Annotated in this window: 17 protein-coding genes; 14 read left to right on the forward strand and 3 right to left on the reverse strand. The window is 40.4% G+C overall.

Translation table 11 applies throughout. The annotated features are described in order from the left end of the window. Positions 1 to 8: 8 nt before the first annotated feature. From HMPREF9184_RS08620 to HMPREF9184_RS08630, 3 genes are read right to left on the reverse strand one after another with little or no spacing between them, the layout of a single operon-like run. The gene (locus tag HMPREF9184_RS08620) at positions 9 to 530 is read right to left on the reverse strand and encodes a DUF1697 domain-containing protein (RefSeq protein ID WP_033586065.1); all 522 of its coding nucleotides are present in this window, start codon (positions 528 to 530) and stop codon (positions 9 to 11) included. Between the two features lie 37 nt (positions 531 to 567). Continuing rightward, a complete protein-coding gene (locus HMPREF9184_RS08625; RefSeq protein ID WP_033586072.1) occupies positions 568 to 1,746 on the reverse strand; it encodes an NAD(P)/FAD-dependent oxidoreductase in 1,179 nt (392 codons plus the stop codon). 58 nt (positions 1,747 to 1,804) lie between these two features. Further along, positions 1,805 to 2,650 carry a DegV family protein gene (locus HMPREF9184_RS08630; RefSeq protein ID WP_000219954.1) on the reverse strand — a complete coding sequence of 282 codons (846 nt, stop codon included), beginning with the start codon at positions 2,648 to 2,650 and terminating at the stop codon, positions 1,805 to 1,807. A 124-nt stretch (positions 2,651 to 2,774) separates the two neighbouring features. Here HMPREF9184_RS08630 and HMPREF9184_RS08635 point away from each other — a divergent pair, with 124 nt between their 5' ends. From HMPREF9184_RS08635 to HMPREF9184_RS08700, 14 genes are all read left to right on the forward strand, one after another. Then, positions 2,775 to 3,332: a TetR/AcrR family transcriptional regulator gene (locus HMPREF9184_RS08635; protein ID WP_000003897.1), complete on the forward strand. Its 558-nt coding sequence runs from the start codon at positions 2,775 to 2,777 to the stop codon at positions 3,330 to 3,332. 18 nt (positions 3,333 to 3,350) lie between these two features. Beyond that, positions 3,351 to 3,818, forward strand: a complete 468-nt coding sequence (locus HMPREF9184_RS08640; RefSeq protein ID WP_000136985.1) for a deoxycytidylate deaminase — start codon at positions 3,351 to 3,353, stop codon at positions 3,816 to 3,818. Positions 3,819 to 3,906: 88 nt separating this feature from the next. Beyond that, complete coding sequence (gene upp, locus HMPREF9184_RS08645; RefSeq protein ID WP_025169005.1) at positions 3,907 to 4,536, forward strand: uracil phosphoribosyltransferase; 630 nt, start codon at positions 3,907 to 3,909, stop codon at positions 4,534 to 4,536. 176 nt (positions 4,537 to 4,712) lie between these two features. Further along, complete coding sequence (gene clpP, locus HMPREF9184_RS08650; protein ID WP_000613466.1) at positions 4,713 to 5,303, forward strand: ATP-dependent Clp protease proteolytic subunit ClpP; 591 nt, start codon at positions 4,713 to 4,715, stop codon at positions 5,301 to 5,303. A 78-nt stretch (positions 5,304 to 5,381) separates the two neighbouring features. Then, entirely contained in the window at positions 5,382 to 5,651 is a 270-nt protein-coding gene (locus HMPREF9184_RS08655) for a YlbG family protein (protein ID WP_000462113.1), read from the forward strand. A gap of 86 nt (positions 5,652 to 5,737) precedes the next feature. Next, entirely contained in the window at positions 5,738 to 6,898 is a 1,161-nt protein-coding gene (locus HMPREF9184_RS08660; protein ID WP_000726156.1) for an ABC transporter substrate-binding protein, read from the forward strand. A gap of 151 nt (positions 6,899 to 7,049) precedes the next feature. Beyond that, positions 7,050 to 7,919: a branched-chain amino acid ABC transporter permease gene (locus tag HMPREF9184_RS08665; RefSeq protein WP_156790153.1), complete on the forward strand. Its 870-nt coding sequence runs from the start codon at positions 7,050 to 7,052 to the stop codon at positions 7,917 to 7,919. Between the two features lie 3 nt (positions 7,920 to 7,922). Beyond that, positions 7,923 to 8,876 (forward strand): branched-chain amino acid ABC transporter permease, encoded by a 954-nt coding sequence (locus tag HMPREF9184_RS08670; protein ID WP_000794566.1) that lies wholly within the window; start codon positions 7,923 to 7,925, stop codon positions 8,874 to 8,876. Beyond that, a complete protein-coding gene (locus HMPREF9184_RS08675) occupies positions 8,876 to 9,640 on the forward strand; it encodes an ABC transporter ATP-binding protein (RefSeq protein WP_001185978.1) in 765 nt (254 codons plus the stop codon). Before HMPREF9184_RS08670 ends, HMPREF9184_RS08675 begins: the two co-directional genes overlap by 1 nt. Beyond that, positions 9,640 to 10,350 (forward strand): ABC transporter ATP-binding protein, encoded by a 711-nt coding sequence (locus HMPREF9184_RS08680; protein WP_000062211.1) that lies wholly within the window; start codon positions 9,640 to 9,642, stop codon positions 10,348 to 10,350. The genes HMPREF9184_RS08675 and HMPREF9184_RS08680 overlap by 1 nt, the downstream gene beginning before the upstream one ends. A 344-nt stretch (positions 10,351 to 10,694) precedes the next feature. Further along, entirely contained in the window at positions 10,695 to 12,473 is a 1,779-nt protein-coding gene (locus tag HMPREF9184_RS08685) for a phosphotransferase (RefSeq protein ID WP_000947698.1), read from the forward strand. 1 nt (position 12,474) lies between these two features. Further along, entirely contained in the window at positions 12,475 to 12,660 is a 186-nt protein-coding gene (locus tag HMPREF9184_RS08690; protein WP_000805402.1) for a hypothetical protein, read from the forward strand. Position 12,661: 1 nt separating this feature from the next. Further along, positions 12,662 to 14,089, forward strand: a complete 1,428-nt coding sequence (locus HMPREF9184_RS08695; protein ID WP_000041461.1) for a cytosine permease — start codon at positions 12,662 to 12,664, stop codon at positions 14,087 to 14,089. A 480-nt stretch (positions 14,090 to 14,569) separates the two neighbouring features. Then, on the forward strand, positions 14,570 to 15,521 hold a 952-nt coding region (locus tag HMPREF9184_RS08700; RefSeq protein ID WP_000041467.1), incomplete at its 3' end, for a cytosine permease.

Consider the following 15,521-nt stretch of genomic DNA (forward strand, 5'->3'; position numbering starts at 1 on the left):
TGTTTTTCCTATTTTGTCAGTAACTTTTCCACTACGTTTAACTTTCGCATGGTTAAATCCACGCCAAAAAGTTTTTCAAGATAGTTGGTGTTGAGCTTTTTTTGTTTTGCAGTTCTAGGGAGATAGAGGTAGAGACAGTAATCGCCTATACAAATTTCTTCTTCGCCATAGTCAGCTTTTAATTTTTCTAGTGGCAGACTTTGGATAAATCCCTGATAAAGAATCACATGTATACGGTCATAAAGATAGTGTTCTCCAAACGGGTTTTCTTGGACAATTTTTGTAAAATCACTTTTGTTCTTGATAACCATTTTTAAGTCAGCACCAATTTTTTCCTTTATTAGAGTATGAACACATTCTCGTATTTCTTCTAAATCTAAGTCACTTTCAAGAATGATATTCCCACTTTGAATATAAGTTCGAACGTGTTGAAAACCAGCTTCTGTCAAAATATTTACCAAATAAGACATTTTCGGGATAGCATTTTTTCCATTAGGAGTAACGCCTCTTAGTAAAATAATATGTTCCAAAGGACTTCCTTTCTTATTGGGTATTCTAGCCATTCAATTATTTATATATTGGATTTGAGCCTGCCACCCAGCCGGTACAGAGGGCAGAAGTGATGTTAAAGCCACCTGTGTGGGCATTGATATCCAGTACCTCTCCAGCAAAGTGAAGTCCAGGTACCAGCTTACTTTCCAGAGTTTTAGGATTGATTTCTTTAAGGCTGACACCGCCCTTGGTGACAAAGGACTTAGCCAATGACATTTTACCAGTGACAGGAATTTTGAGGGTTTTAATAGACTGGAGCAGTTGCTCCCGTTCTTTTTCTGTTAGCTGTTTGACTTTTTCAGGATATCCTTGAACAAAAAATTCTGCCAAGCGTTCTGGCAACAAGGCTTTTAAAGCATTTTTCAAGGATTTTTCCCGATTTTCTTCTAGAAATGTTGCTAAGTCGTCCACTGAAAGTTGAGGCAAAACATCGAGCGAGAGGATCTCCCCACCCTTGACAAAGCTGGACATGCGTAGTGCAGCAGGACCGGACAAACCAAAGTGGGTAAAGAGCAGGTCATGGGTGATGACATGCTTGCCATAACTTAAGGTCACATCGTCCAGCGAAATTCCTTGTAAGGCCTTATGTGGAAAATCTGTCAATAATGGACTTTCAGCAGCTTCAAGCTCAGTAATGGTATGCTTAAAATGACGGGCAATCTCGTGACCAAAACCAGTCGAACCAGTCGAAGGATAAGACTTACCACCTGTTGTGACAATGAGTTTATCACAAGTGAAGCTTTGGTCTGCGGACTTAAGGACAAACTGGTCGTCTATCTTTTTAACCGAAACAATTTCTGTTTGAGTAGCAATTTGCCCACCAAGTTCAGTGATTTTCTTCTCCAAGGCTTCAATAATGGTTCGAGATTTGTCAGTAGCAGGAAAGACACGTCCGTGGTCCTCGACCTTAAGTTTGACTCCATTATCCGTAAAAAAGTTAATGATATCATGGTTATCAAACTGGGAGAAGACACTGTAAAGAAAGCGCCCATTTCCAGGGATGCCAGCTAATAGGTCATCTAAAGTTCCATTGTTGGTTACATTGCAACGACCACCACCTGTTCCAGCTAATTTTTTCCCCAGTTTCCGATTTTTTTCGATGAGAAGAGTTTGCTGACCATAAAAGCTACTGGAAATCGTAGCCATCATACCTGCAGGCCCTCCACCAATGACAATAGTATCAAAATGTTTCATAAGCATATTGTACCACAAAAAAACAAGAGATGAGTCTCATCTCTTGTTGCTAAAGATTTTAGTTGATTTCATATCCAATTAAGAGACCGCCTTCTTCCGCATAGAAGCTGCAAAGTCCAGAAGTTGGAAGGATGGTGATTTGCGCCTGAGGGAATGTTTCTCGCAAACGTTCCGAAAGCTGTTGACAGAATTTTTCATTACTGCGATGGGCCATGACGATACGACCACCAGCATAACCAGCTTTGATGAGTTCTTCATAGGCTGCTTGAAGGGATTTTTTTGCTCCACGAGCTTTTTGGAGCAATTCTAGAGTTCCAGTTTCACTTGCTTCCCCGACCATACGGATGTTGAGAAGGCCAACAACTGTACCGATAAGCTTGCTCAAACGACCATTTTTCACCAAATTATCAACTTTAGCGAGGACAAAGAGCAATTTTGTTTTTTCTTGGTAGGCTGTGATAGCTTCAACAACTTCCTCAAAAGATAATCCTTGGTCAATCAAATCATTGATTTTTTCGACAATCAAATCAACTTCCCCACCTGCAGATAAACTATCGATAACATGAATCTGAGTGTCAGGGTGTTCTTCGAGGTAAATGTTCTTAGCGAGCTGTGCACTGTTGTGGCTACCTGAAAGAGTACCAGTGATGGTAACGACAAAAATATGTTTGGCACCTTCGAATGCACGCAAGTAATCATCAGGGCTAGGACAAGCTGATTTTGAAGCCTCAGAAGTCGCATACATGGTTTCCATCATACGATCAATGTCGAGATTGGCATCGTCAATAAAGACCTGATCAGCTACTTGAATGGTTAAAGGAACACTCACAAATTCAGTATCGATAGCAGGAGTTGCTAGTTGACGATAATCACAACCCGAGTCAGCCACAATCTTCCAAGTCATAGAAATTCTCCATCTTTGTCACTTATACATTGACAAAGGTTCTGTCTTTTTTTACAATTATATCATGAAAGCCCTTGAAACAAAAGTACCACCTCTCTGTTGTCACAAGTAGAAAGAAATTGTTATGTCTGAACGTAAAATATCTGAAAAATCTCTTGAAAATCTCAGAAAATCAAATCAAGAATCCAATTTCTTGACTAGAGAAGCGATTGAGACTGCTCTTTTGCAACTTCTGGAAAAAAAAGACTTGGCTAAGATCAGCATTTCGGAGCTGGTCAAGCGAGCGGGCGTCTCTCGTGCCGCATTCTATCGCAACTATGACTCTAAAGAAGAGATTTTGGAAAGCGTTTTTAAACGCAGTGTCCATAACATTATGGAACAGTTGAGCCACTACGATGTCAAAACCGATCTTTATCTTGTCTGGGTACACCTTTTCCGCGCAGCCAAGAAAGAAGCCAAGGTTATCCAACTTGCTTTGGACTACCACTTGGAAAAGATTTTTGTCCAAGCTATGCAGGAATTTCTGGAAAAATACCACGGAAAATCAAAAGGCGTTAGCAGCTATCTGCATTCGTTTTGGAGTTCTGCCATCGTATCGGTTCTACTCAAATGGATCAAGGATGGAATGAAGGTTCCAGCTGAAAAGATTGCTGATTTACGCTTGCCATTTTTCAAAAAATAAAGGAAAAGGAGAAGACTTATGACGGAAAAAAGACTGGCTTGGGATGAGTACTTTGCAGCCCAGGCCTTACTGATTGCCAATCGTTCTACTTGTAAACGCGCCAAAGTAGGAGCTGTCCTCGTTAAGGATAATAAGGTCATTTCAACAGGTTACAATGGTTCAGTATCAGGAACTGAGCACTGTATTGACCACGAATGTCTTGTCATTGAAGGACACTGTGTCCGAACCCTTCACGCCGAGGTCAATGCAATCTTACAAGGAGCCGAACGTGGGGTTCCTAAAGGATTTACAGCTTATGTGACCCATTTCCCTTGTCTGAACTGTACAAAACAACTCTTACAAGTCGGTTGCAAACGTGTAGTTTATATCAATCAGTATCGTATGGACGACTATGCCAAATACCTCTATCAAGAAAAAGGGACCGAGCTGACCCATTTACCGCTTGAGACGGTTCAGACAGCTCTTCAAGAAGCAAATTTAATTTAGAATTTATAAAAAATGAATGGTTTAGAAAGCTTTTTAAACCGTTTTTTGATATAATAAGAAGAATAAATTGAAAGAAGGAATTCAGAAAATGGGAAAAATTGAAGTCATTAATCATCCACTGATTCAACACAAATTGTCAATCTTGCGTCGTACAGACACTTCTACAAAAGCTTTTCGTGAGCTAGTTGACGAGATTGCAATGTTGATGGGATATGAAGTACTTCGTGATCTTCCACTTGAAGATGTGGAAATCGAAACACCAATCACAAAAACAGTTCAAAAACAATTGGCTGGTAAAAAATTGGCGATTGTCCCAATCTTGCGTGCAGGTATCGGAATGGTCGATGGCTTATTGAGCTTGGTTCCAGCAGCAAAAGTTGGGCACATTGGTATGTACCGTGATGAAGAAACCCTTCAACCAGTTGAATACTTGGTGAAATTGCCTGAGGATATTGACCAACGTCAAATCTTTGTAGTGGATCCAATGTTGGCAACAGGTGGTTCAGCTATCTTGGCTGTTGACTCCCTTAAAAAACGTGGTGCATCAAATATCAAGTTTGTCTGCCTAGTAGCTGCTCCAGAAGGAGTGAAAGCTCTTCAAGCAGCTCACCCAGACGTCGAAATCTTTACAGCAGCCTTGGATGAACACTTGAATGAACATGGCTATATTGTTCCAGGTCTCGGAGATGCTGGAGACCGCTTGTTCGGTACGAAATAAGACTCAGATAGAGTCTTAAAGATGAAATTGGAGAATGTTTCTAATTTCGTAAGGAGGTTGAATTTTTGATTCTGTCGATAGTATAGAGCAAAAATTTGACCTTTTTGACCAAAAAGATATAATAGTTCTGTATTGAGTCGTATGACTAAGAAAATTCAACATAAAAGGAGAAATAAATGATTCCTGTAGTTATTGAACAAACAAGCCGTGGAGAACGTTCCTATGATATTTACTCCCGTCTTTTGAAAGACCGCATCATCATGCTAACAGGGCCAGTCGAAGACAATATGGCCAACTCAGTTATTGCTCAGTTGCTCTTCTTGGATGCCCAAGATAGCACAAAAGATATTTACCTTTATGTCAACACACCTGGAGGTTCTGTGTCAGCTGGTTTGGCAATCGTTGATACCATGAACTTTATCAAGGCTGATGTCCAAACCATCGTGATGGGAATGGCTGCATCTATGGGGACTGTTATTGCATCAAGTGGAGCAAAAGGCAAACGCTTCATGCTTCCAAATGCAGAGTACATGATTCACCAACCAATGGGTGGAACAGGTGGTGGTACCCAACAAACAGATATGGCAATCGCTGCAGAACACTTGCTCAAAACTCGTAAGACATTGGAGCAAATCCTTGCCGATAACTCTGGTAAATCAGTTGAGCAAATTCATGCAGATGCGGAACGTGATTACTGGATGAGCGCCCAAGAAACGCTTGAATATGGTTTTATTGATGAAATCATGGCCAACAATTCTTTGAACTAATAAAGCATGAAAGCGAACTCGACGGAGTTTGCTTTTTTTGATATAATAGGATAAGATTTCTTAGAAAGAGGCTTCCTCATGTTTGAAAAAACAAATCGATCAGGATTAATCATCTATCTCTACTATAATAGAGATGTAAAAAAACTACAGGAATATGGAGATGTTTTCTATCATTCCAAAAAGCATCGCTACCTGCAACTCTATGTTCCAACGGAGGAGCTAGATGACTTAGTTGAGAGATTAGGTAAGGAAAGATTTATCAAGAAAATTAGACGTTGCCATATTCAAGAGTTAGAGACACCTTTTGTTGGTAATCTCTATCGTAACGAAGAAAACGTTATCATTTAAAAAATTAAATAAATGTATTGACAATTTTCTGATAATTCGGTATATTCTTAACATACTATTTTTGAAACAACTATAAGGAGATTAACATGAAGAAAAAATTTGCACTTTCACTCGTAGCCTTTGCTAGTGCTGCGCTTCTAGCAGCCTGTGGAGAGGTTTCTACAAACAACTCATCTGCTACTGGAACAGAAATCGGTAAAACACTTAAGTTCGGTTTCAACTTTGAAGAAACTGGTGCTGTAGCAGCTTACGGTACTGCAGAACAACACGGTGCTCAGCTTGCTGTTGATGAAATCAATGCAGCTGGCGGTGTAGATGGCAAGAAAATCGAAGTAACTGATAAAGATAATAAATCAGAAACAGCAGAAGCAGCTACTATTTCTACAAGCTTGGCGACTCAAGATAAGGTGAATACAATCATTGGTCCTGCGACTTCAGGTGGGGTTGCGGCTGCAATTGCCAATGCAGGTAAAGCTGGTGTGCCTTTGGTAACACCAAGTGCTACACAGGATGATTTGACAAAAAACCAAGACTATCTGTATCGTGCAACCTTTACTGATAGTTACCAAGGTAAAGTCATCTCTAAATATGTAACAGAAAACTTGAAAGCTAAGAAAGTTGTACTCTATTATGACAACTCAAGCGACTACGCTAAAGGAATGGCTGAAGCCTTCAAGAAAGAATACAAGGGTGAAATCGTTACGACAGAAACCTTTGCTTCTGGTGACTCAGATTTCCAAGCTGCTTTGACAAAGATCAAAGGCAAAGAATTTGATTCACTGGTTGTACTAGGTTACTATACAGAAGCTGGTAAATTGGTGAACCAAGCGCGCGGTTTGGGTATCACTCAAACAATTGTTGGACCAGACGGATTTAGCGATGCTAAGTTTGTAGAACAAGCAACTCCAGCAGCAGCAACTAATGTTTATTATGTATCTGGTTTCTCAACTTCAGGTGACATGACAGATAAAGCGAAGAAATTCGTTGAAGCTTACAAAGCTAAATACAATGAAGAACCTTCTATGTTTGCAGCGCTCTCATATGACGCAGTTTACATGGCAGCCGAAGCATCTAAGGGTGCAAAAACATCTGTAGAAATTAAAGATAACCTTGCTAAGTTAAAAGACTTTGAAGGAGTTACTGGATCTATTACCATTGATAAAGATCACAACCCTGTGAAGACAGCCTTGATGATTGGTTTGAAAGATGGTAAAGTAGAAACTGTTGAGACAGTTAAACCTGAATAAAGGGTCTGAGGCTGGGGACAAACCCAGTCTTTGACTTGTTTCTTACTTGCTTATGATGTTTGAGTAGAGACGGCAAGACAAGGCTTCGTCTGAGATTGTTGTTTCTGCTCTTATTTTATATTAGAAAGAGTGGTGTGGAATGCTCGAACAAATTCTTCAGCAGCTAGCCAATGTATTGATTTTGGGGAGTGTCTATGCGCTTCTGGCCTTGGGTTATACCATGGTTTACGGAATTATCAAATTGATTAATTTCGCGCATGGAGACATTTATATGATCGGTGCTTTCATGGGATATTACCTGATTAACACCCTTCACTTGAATTTCTTTGTGGCCCTTATTTTATCTATGGTTGGTACAGCAATCCTCGGTGTAGTGATTGAATTCTTAGCCTATCGTCCGCTGCGCAATTCGACACGGATTGCAGCCTTGATTACGGCGATTGGGGTTTCTTTCCTTTTGGAATACGGGATGGTCTTCTTTGTAGGTGCAAATACTCGTTCTTTCCCTCAGGTAATTGAAACGGTGCGTTATACGATTGGACCAGTTTCGATTTCCAATATCCAACTAATGATCTTTGGAATTTCTATTTTACTCATGGTTGGTTTGCAGTTTATCGTGCAAAAAACCAAAATGGGGAAAGCCATGCGGGCTGTTTCCGTAGATAGCGATGCTGCCCAGCTCATGGGAATCAATGTCAATCGTACGATCAGCTTTACATTTGCCTTGGGTTCAGCCTTGGCAGGAGCAGCAGGGGTGCTGATTGCCCTTTACTACAACTCACTTGAGCCACTGATGGGAATGGCCCCAGGTATCAAGTCCTTCGTTGCTGCAGTTTTGGGCGGAATCGGTATCATTCCAGGGGCAGCTTTGGGCGGCTTTGTAATTGGTCTCTTGGAAACTTTTGCAACAGCAGTTGAATTATCAGATTTCCGAGATGCGATTGTGTATGCGATTTTGATTATTATTCTATTGGTTCGTCCAGCTGGTATTCTAGGTAAAAATGTGAAAGAGAAGGTGTAATGTATGAAAAATAATTTAAAAGTAAATGCGTTATGGCTTACTCTGATCCTTTTTGGCTACCTATTGATGACAGTGCTTGCCAATACAGGTATTCTCAATCCTTTTTATCTGCAAATCTTTGAGCAGATTGGGATTAATATTATTTTGGCTGTTGGCCTTAATCTCATCGTTGGTTTCTCTGGGCAGTTCTCGCTGGGACATGCTGGCTTTATGGCCATTGGTGCCTATGCAGTAGCCATTATGGGTTCTAAATCCCCAACCTACGGTGCTTTCTTTATTGCTATGTTGGTCGGCGCTGTGCTTGCAGGTGTGGTAGCCCTGCTTGTTGGTATTCCAACCCTTCGCTTAAAGGGAGACTATTTGGCGATTGCGACTCTGGGTGTTTCTGAAATTATTCGGATTTTGATTGTCAATGGTGGTGAATTGACCAATGGTGCGGCAGGTATCTTGTCTATTCCGCCATTTACATCTTGGCAGCTGGTTTATGTCTTCGTTGTTATTACGACTATTTTGACTCTCAACTTCCTCCGCAGTCCTATCGGACGCAGCACCTTGTCTGTTCGTGAGGACGAGATTGCGGCAGAGTCTGTCGGTGTCAATACAACAAAAATTAAAGTCATTGCTTTTGTTTTTGGAGCTATTACAGCCTCTATCGCAGGCTCTTTGCAGGCCGGATTTGTCGGTTCTGTCGTACCAAAAGACTACTCCTTCATCAATACGATTAACGTTTTGATTATCGTCGTTTTTGGTGGTCTTGGATCAATGACTGGAGCAATTGTAGCGGCAGTGGTATTGGGTATCCTCAATATGCTTTTACAAGATATCTCAAGCGTTCGGATGATCGTTTATTCACTTGCCTTAATTTTGGTCATGATTTTCCGTCCAGGTGGCTTGCTTGGTACTTGGGAACTGAGCTTGTCTAAGTTCTTTAAAAAGAATAAGGAGGTCAAAGAATAATGGCGCTTCTTGAAGTAAAAAAATTAACCAAAAATTTCGGAGGACTGACGGCTGTTAGCGATGTAAGTCTGGAATTGAACGAGGGCGAACTGATCGGTCTTATCGGTCCTAACGGTGCTGGGAAAACGACTCTTTTCAACCTTTTGACAGGTGTCTATGAGCCGAGTGAGGGAACGGTCACTTTGGATGGGCACTTGCTGAATGGCAAGGCACCTTACAAAATTGCGACTCTGGGGCTCAGTCGGACATTCCAAAATATTCGTCTTTTCAAAGATTTGACAGTCTTGGATAATGTGTTGATTGCTTTTGGTAATCACCATAAACCTCATGTGTTGGCTTCTTTCTTCCGCCTTCCAGCATTTTATAAAAATGAAGAGGAATTGAAAGCGAAAGCTCTGGAGTTGCTGGCCATCTTTGACTTGGATAAGGAAGCAGAAACCTTGGCTAAAAATTTGGCCTACGGTCAGCAACGTCGTCTGGAGATTGTCCGAGCGCTTGCCACAGAGCCTAAGATTCTCTTTTTGGATGAGCCAGCTGCTGGGATGAATCCGCAGGAAACAGCTGAGCTGACTGCCCTGATTCGTCGGATTAAAAATGAATTTAACATTACCATCATGCTGATTGAGCATGATATGAGTCTGGTTATGGAAGTCACTGAGCGTATCTATGTTCTTGAATATGGCCGTTTGATTGCTCATGGTACTCCGGATGAGATCAAGAACAACAAACGTGTTATCGAAGCTTATCTAGGAGGTGAAGCCTAATGTCTATGTTAAAAGTTGAAAACCTTTCTGTTCATTACGGCATGATCCAAGCAGTTCGTGATGTTAGTTTCGAAGTTAATGAAGGTGAAGTTGTTTCTTTGATAGGTGCCAATGGTGCTGGTAAAACAACCATTCTCCGTACCCTTTCAGGTTTGGTTCGTCCAAGTGCTGGTAAAATTCAGTTTTTAGGAAAAGAAATTCAAAAGATGCCAGCGCAAAAAATTGTGGCAGGTGGGCTTTCACAAGTTCCTGAAGGACGCCATGTTTTTCCAGGTTTGACTGTTATGGAAAACTTAGAAATGGGAGCCTTTTTAAAGAAAAATCGAGAAGAAAATCAAGTCAACTTGAAGAAAGTCTTCTCTCGTTTTCCACGTTTAGAAGAACGCAAAAACCAAGATGCAGCTACCCTTTCAGGTGGTGAGCAACAGATGCTTGCTATGGGACGTGCTCTCATGTCCACGCCTAAGCTCCTCCTCTTAGATGAGCCGTCTATGGGACTTGCCCCTATCTTTATCCAAGAAATTTTTGATATCATCCAAGATATTCAGAAGCAAGGAACAACTGTTCTCCTAATTGAGCAGAACGCTAACAAGGCCCTTGCTATCTCTGACCGAGGTTATGTACTTGAAACAGGCAAGATTGTCCTATCAGGAACAGGAAAAGAACTCGCAGCATCAGATGAAGTCAGAAAAGCATACCTAGGTGGCTAAAAAGGTCCGGGGGACCTTTTTAGTCGGCAGATAAGGATTACGTAAGTAATCTTCATAAATAGTCTGGGAGACTAGTTTAGGTTGCAGATGGAGATTATGAAGTAATCATCATTATAGCCCGGGAGACCTTTTTAGTCGGCAGATAAAGAAATCACCAAATCCAGTGGATTGTTTTGTAGATGAATTTGAAGAGCTCCCAATTGGGGCTCTTTCTTCGTTTGGTCACTATTTTGATGGACTTGATTTGAGCACCCGTTTTCTTAATATAGAATCTAACTTGACAAAAGCGTGTGTTCATTATATAATTAAATAAATAAATATATTGAACAAAAGAGGCTGAAGATATGCTATCAGAAAAACAATTTAAACTTTTACGTTTTTTGTTGACTCACAAAGACGAAAACTTTACGCAGAGACAATTGGCTGAACAGCTAGACATCTCTTTGGGGGCGGTGAATAATCTTCTCAAGGAATGTAAAGAAAAGGAATGGATCGGTGAGGAAAATCACTTAACTGACCTAGGTGAGGAAGCTTTAACTCCGTATCAGGTGAAGAATGCCATTATCATGGCAGCAGGTATGAGTAGCCGCTTTGCGCCTTTGTCTTATGAGTTACCAAAAGGATTGCTCCAAGTTAAAGGTGAGCGCTTGATTGAGAGAGAAATCAAGCAGTTGCAAGAAGCTGGGATAGAGGATATTACAGTTATTGTAGGCTATCTGCAAGAAAAAATGTTCTATCTGGCAGAAAAATTTGGCGTTAAAATTGTTGTGAATAATGATTACTACAAGTACAACAACTGTTCTTCTCTCATGCTAGTCAGAGATCAGCTTTCTAATACTTACATTTGCTCGTCGGATAATTATTTTGTGGAAAATCCGTTTGAGCGATATATTTACAGAGGTTATTATTCGACTATATTTGCAGAAGGAGACACAGACGAATACTGCTCTAAGGAAGACTCCAATCACACAATCATCGATATTCAAATCGGTGGAACGAATACTTGGGCTATGGTGGGGCATGTTTATTTTGATCGTGCATTTAGTGAAAAATTCGTAGACATTTTAGAAACTGAATTTAAGCATGAACCATATCGCGAACAGCTCTGGGAAGATTACTATAGTCGTCACGTCAAGGAGCTTCCTTTGGAAGCTCGGCATTATTCAGCAGATATTGTTAAGGAGTTTGATTCACTAGATGAGTTGCGTCAGTTTGATGAGCACTATTTGGTGAATACGAATTCGGAAATCATTGATAATATCTGTAAGACATTGGGATGTGTAGCTTCAGATATTGTCAATATCAAACCTCTAAAAGATGGTCTAACCAACACTTCGTTTTCATTTGACTGCCTAGGGAAGAAATATGTTTACCGTCATCCGGGTAGGGGAACTGAAAATTATATTGATCGTGCTAGTGAAGCGGCTTCCATGGAAATTGCTGCAAAATTGAAGATTGACCGTACTTTTGTTGCCATGAACAAGGATGAGGGCTGGAAAATTTCAGAATTTATCCCTAATGCCAAGCAACTAGATTATGATAATTGGGATGATGTAGCAAAAGCAATGAACCTCTTGAGACGCTTGCACCAATCTGGAGAAAAAACAGATCATTCCTTTGATCAATTTGAGGGAATTGATGATTTTAGACAAAAATTAAAAGCCAGCAATCGTTTTGAATTTGATGGGCTTGAAGAGTTGGATAAGAATGTCTCAGTTCTCGAGAAGCTTCTACAAGAAGATCAAGCGAAAAAGGTTCTCTGCCATGGAGATTCTTATAGCCCGAATTTTTTGTTGAATGAAGCTGGAGAAATGAGCTTGATTGATTGGGAATATTCTGGTATGGGAGATCCAGCAGGAGATTTAGGAACCTTTATTGGATGTTCAAATTATACAGTAGAAGAAGCTGAAAAGGTGCTTGAAATCTATTTACAAGAAGTTCCAGACAAGAGAACCAAACGCCACTACTTGGCCTATGTATCAGTGACCTCATATTATTGGTTTTTATGGGCCCTGTTCCAAGAAAGCGTTGGAAAACCAGTAGGTGAATTTCTTTATATCTGGTATCGTTATACCAAGCAGTATGGGCAAATTGCACTAGATTTGTATTTAGGGGAGAATTGAGATGAAACCGACATCTGAAATTGAAGAATTAGTAGCACATGAAACGAAAAGAAGGCTAGAAGAAATGGAATCACCAAACTATGTGTTTGCTCAGCCATTTTTAAAAAGTGACTTTACTATAGTCATCGTCTTAGTTCTAATTAACCTTATTCTGATCATTCTAGCCATGACAGGAGGTATTCAATAAAATGTCTAAGATGAATGACTTTATTCAACAGGAGACGATAACGGGAATTGTTCCCATGACCAACAAGGATCGTCAGTATTCTTTCTGGGATCTCTTCTTATCGACAAGTGGTTTTGCAATCGCAACTTGGTGTTATACCCAAGGAGCCTATGTGGCTCAATATTTGACCTTTAATCAAATGTTGATTAATATTTTTAGCTTTAATATTATCTGGGTTTTTATTGAATGTCTTCCAATCTTGTTTGCGGTTAAATATGGAATTGATTTGTGGATTTGGTTGAGGGCTGTCCTAGGGAAAAAAGGAGTAGCCCTGTTATCAACCATTATTAGCTTGGCTAACTTTGGCTGGTACGCCGTTGCGGCTAATCTTTTTGCTAATTCTATGATCCACTTGGGAAATAATTTTGGACTTGGTTTAGACAAGGGAGTATGGGCACCGATTTTAGGTACTCTCTGTGTTCTTCTTGGAACGTTGATTGCTCTTGGGGGGCCGGAAGTGATTAAATGGACCAATCGATTCTTGGTAATCGCCTTGTTGATTGTCGGTCTGATTATCGTGGGAATTTGTTTTGTAGCCGTGCCTATTACTGAGATTATGAACATTCAACCAGCTACCCAAGGAGATTTAACTCCATTAGAACGCTTCATGCTTTCTGGGGAAGGAAATGTGGCCTTTGCCTTCTCTTGGTCTACACAAGCATTGGTCTTGCCACGTTTGGCAAAATCAGAGCGCAGTGGCTATTGGGCTACAGCCTTATCATACGGGATTGTCGCTCCATTCTTCGTTGCTACAGGTGGAGTTATGGCTCTAGCCATGTTTGTCAAAACAGGTGTTTATGAAAGTGATCCAACGACGATGCTTTCAACGTTGAGCACTCCTGCCTTTGCTCTCTTAAGTCTGCTATTAGTAGCCTTTGCCAATATTGGAACCCAAGGTACAGGATCGTACGTGAACTGTATGATTGTAAAAAGCGGGATGCCAAAAGTAAGCTATAAACTAATGGTTTGGATTGCCATGATTTATGTGAGCCTACTCACTATCTGGGGAGGGGTAGAAGAGTACTTCGGTTCCTTCATCTCTCTAGCCGCTTATATTCAAGGCCCCATTATCGGAATGATCGTTGTTGACTACTTTATCTTAAGAAAACGAAAACTCGATTTGCGTTCAGCCTATTTTCTTGAAGGACATAAAGCTTATGAGTTTACAAATGGTTTTAACTTGGTAGGATTATCTTGTGTAATCATTTCTTTATTAGTTGCGGTACTATTTGTTTACAACCCTGTAACTGCACAAATTCAAAGTTCAATCTTTTTAATCACAACTGGTAGTGGCTTTACTGCGATCTTTGGTGGTCTATTGTACTGGCTAGCTAGCTTAACTCCTTTAAAACGCTATATGATCAAGGATCGGGACTCAGTTACTATTTAAGGATAGATAGAGGATTGATTAGAAATATTCGAGTACGCCCCTGCTGGAGGCTTTAGAAAATCTTTATTGATACGGTAGAATAGGCTGAACGGGTACTTGAAATCTCTTTAGAAGAAGTTCCAGATGTGAAAACGAAATACAGCTATCTAGCTCAGACGTTTGGGGCATCATACTATTACTCCTTTGTGAGGATTATTTCAGGAGAGTGTCTGTAAATCTATTAGGGGAGTTTTTCTATATTTGGTACCACTATAGTGGGCAGTATGGTCAACTAAAATTAATTTTTAGTCGGAGGACTGACAATATGAGAATTGGTATTGAACTTGAACAATTAGTTGTAGGTGAAACTAAAAAATGAAAGCCTTAATCTATGTGTATTTATCTCCCCTTTCTTAAAAGTTTATTTTACATAAGTAATTGATATGATTCTAGTCAATCATATTCTGATCATCTTAGCCATTACAGGAGGTATTCAATAAAATGTCCAAGATGAATGACTTCATTCAACAGGAGACGATAACGGGAATCGTTCCCATGACCAACAAGGATCGTCAGTATTCTTTCTGGGATCTCTTCTTATCGACAAGTGGTTTTGCAATCGCAACTTGGTGTTATACCCAAGGAGCCTATGTGGCTCAATATTTGACCTTTAATCAAATGTTGATTAATATTTTTAGTTTTAATATTATCTGGGTCTTCATCGAATGTCTCCCAATTCTGTTTGCAGTTAAATATGGAATTGATTTATGGATTTGGTTGAGAGCTGTTCTAGGTAGAAAAGGGGTGGCTGTTCTATCAACTGTGATTAGTCTGGCAAATTTTGGTTGGTACGCTGTTACCGCCAATCTTTTTGCCAGCTCCATGATTCATTTGGGAAATAATTTTGGACTTGGTTTAGATAAGGGAGTATGGGCACCGATTCTAGGCACTCTCTGTGTTCTCCTTGGAACGCTGATTGCTCTTGGAGGTCCAGAGGTGATTAAAGGCACTAATCGCTTTCTAGTGGTTGCCTTGTTATTTGTTGGGCTAATCATCGTTGGAATCTGTTTTGTTGCGGTTCCGATTAGGGATATTATGAATGTCCAACCTGCCATCCAAGAAAATTTGACACCGATTGAACGCTTTATGATATCAGGGGAAGGAAATGTGGCCGTAGCCTTTTCTTGGTCTACACAAGCCTTTGTCTTGCCACGTTTGGCAAAATCAGAACGTAGTGGCTATTGGGCTACAGCTTTGTCATACGGGGTTGTTGCGCCATTCTTTGCTGCGACAGGTGGGGTGATGGCTTTGGCCATGTTTGTTAAAACAGGTGTCTATGAAAGTGACCCAACGACAATGCTTTCAACGTTGAGCACTCCTGCATTTGCGCTTTTAAGTTTACTACTGGTAGCTTTTGCTAATATTGGAACCCAAGGTACAGGATCGTACGTGA

This window comes from Streptococcus sp. oral taxon 058 str. F0407, from assembly GCF_000235485.1.
GTDB lineage: Bacteria > Bacillota > Bacilli > Lactobacillales > Streptococcaceae > Streptococcus.

Bases quoted from the DNA above. Each gene is read 5' to 3' on its own strand.
- HMPREF9184_RS08695 (WP_000041461.1), top strand. From the start codon at position 12,662: ATGTCTAAGATGAATGACTTTATTCAACAGGAGACGATAACGGGAATT.
- HMPREF9184_RS08680 (WP_000062211.1), top strand. From the start codon at position 9,640: ATGTCTATGTTAAAAGTTGAAAACCTTTCTGTTCATTACGGCATGATC.
- HMPREF9184_RS08625 (WP_033586072.1), bottom strand. From the start codon at position 1,746: ATGAAACATTTTGATACTATTGTCATTGGTGGAGGGCCTGCAGGTATG.
- HMPREF9184_RS08640 (WP_000136985.1), top strand. From the start codon at position 3,351: ATGACGGAAAAAAGACTGGCTTGGGATGAGTACTTTGCAGCCCAGGCC.
- HMPREF9184_RS08660 (WP_000726156.1), top strand. From the start codon at position 5,738: ATGAAGAAAAAATTTGCACTTTCACTCGTAGCCTTTGCTAGTGCTGCG.
- HMPREF9184_RS08675 (WP_001185978.1), top strand. From the start codon at position 8,876: ATGGCGCTTCTTGAAGTAAAAAAATTAACCAAAAATTTCGGAGGACTG.
- clpP (WP_000613466.1), top strand. From the start codon at position 4,713: ATGATTCCTGTAGTTATTGAACAAACAAGCCGTGGAGAACGTTCCTAT.
- HMPREF9184_RS08690 (WP_000805402.1), top strand. From the start codon at position 12,475: ATGAAACCGACATCTGAAATTGAAGAATTAGTAGCACATGAAACGAAA.
- HMPREF9184_RS08670 (WP_000794566.1), top strand. From the start codon at position 7,923: ATGAAAAATAATTTAAAAGTAAATGCGTTATGGCTTACTCTGATCCTT.
- HMPREF9184_RS08635 (WP_000003897.1), top strand. From the start codon at position 2,775: ATGTCTGAACGTAAAATATCTGAAAAATCTCTTGAAAATCTCAGAAAA.
- upp (WP_025169005.1), top strand. From the start codon at position 3,907: ATGGGAAAAATTGAAGTCATTAATCATCCACTGATTCAACACAAATTG.
- HMPREF9184_RS08655 (WP_000462113.1), top strand. From the start codon at position 5,382: ATGTTTGAAAAAACAAATCGATCAGGATTAATCATCTATCTCTACTAT.
- HMPREF9184_RS08630 (WP_000219954.1), bottom strand. From the start codon at position 2,650: ATGACTTGGAAGATTGTGGCTGACTCGGGTTGTGATTATCGTCAACTA.
- HMPREF9184_RS08685 (WP_000947698.1), top strand. From the start codon at position 10,695: ATGCTATCAGAAAAACAATTTAAACTTTTACGTTTTTTGTTGACTCAC.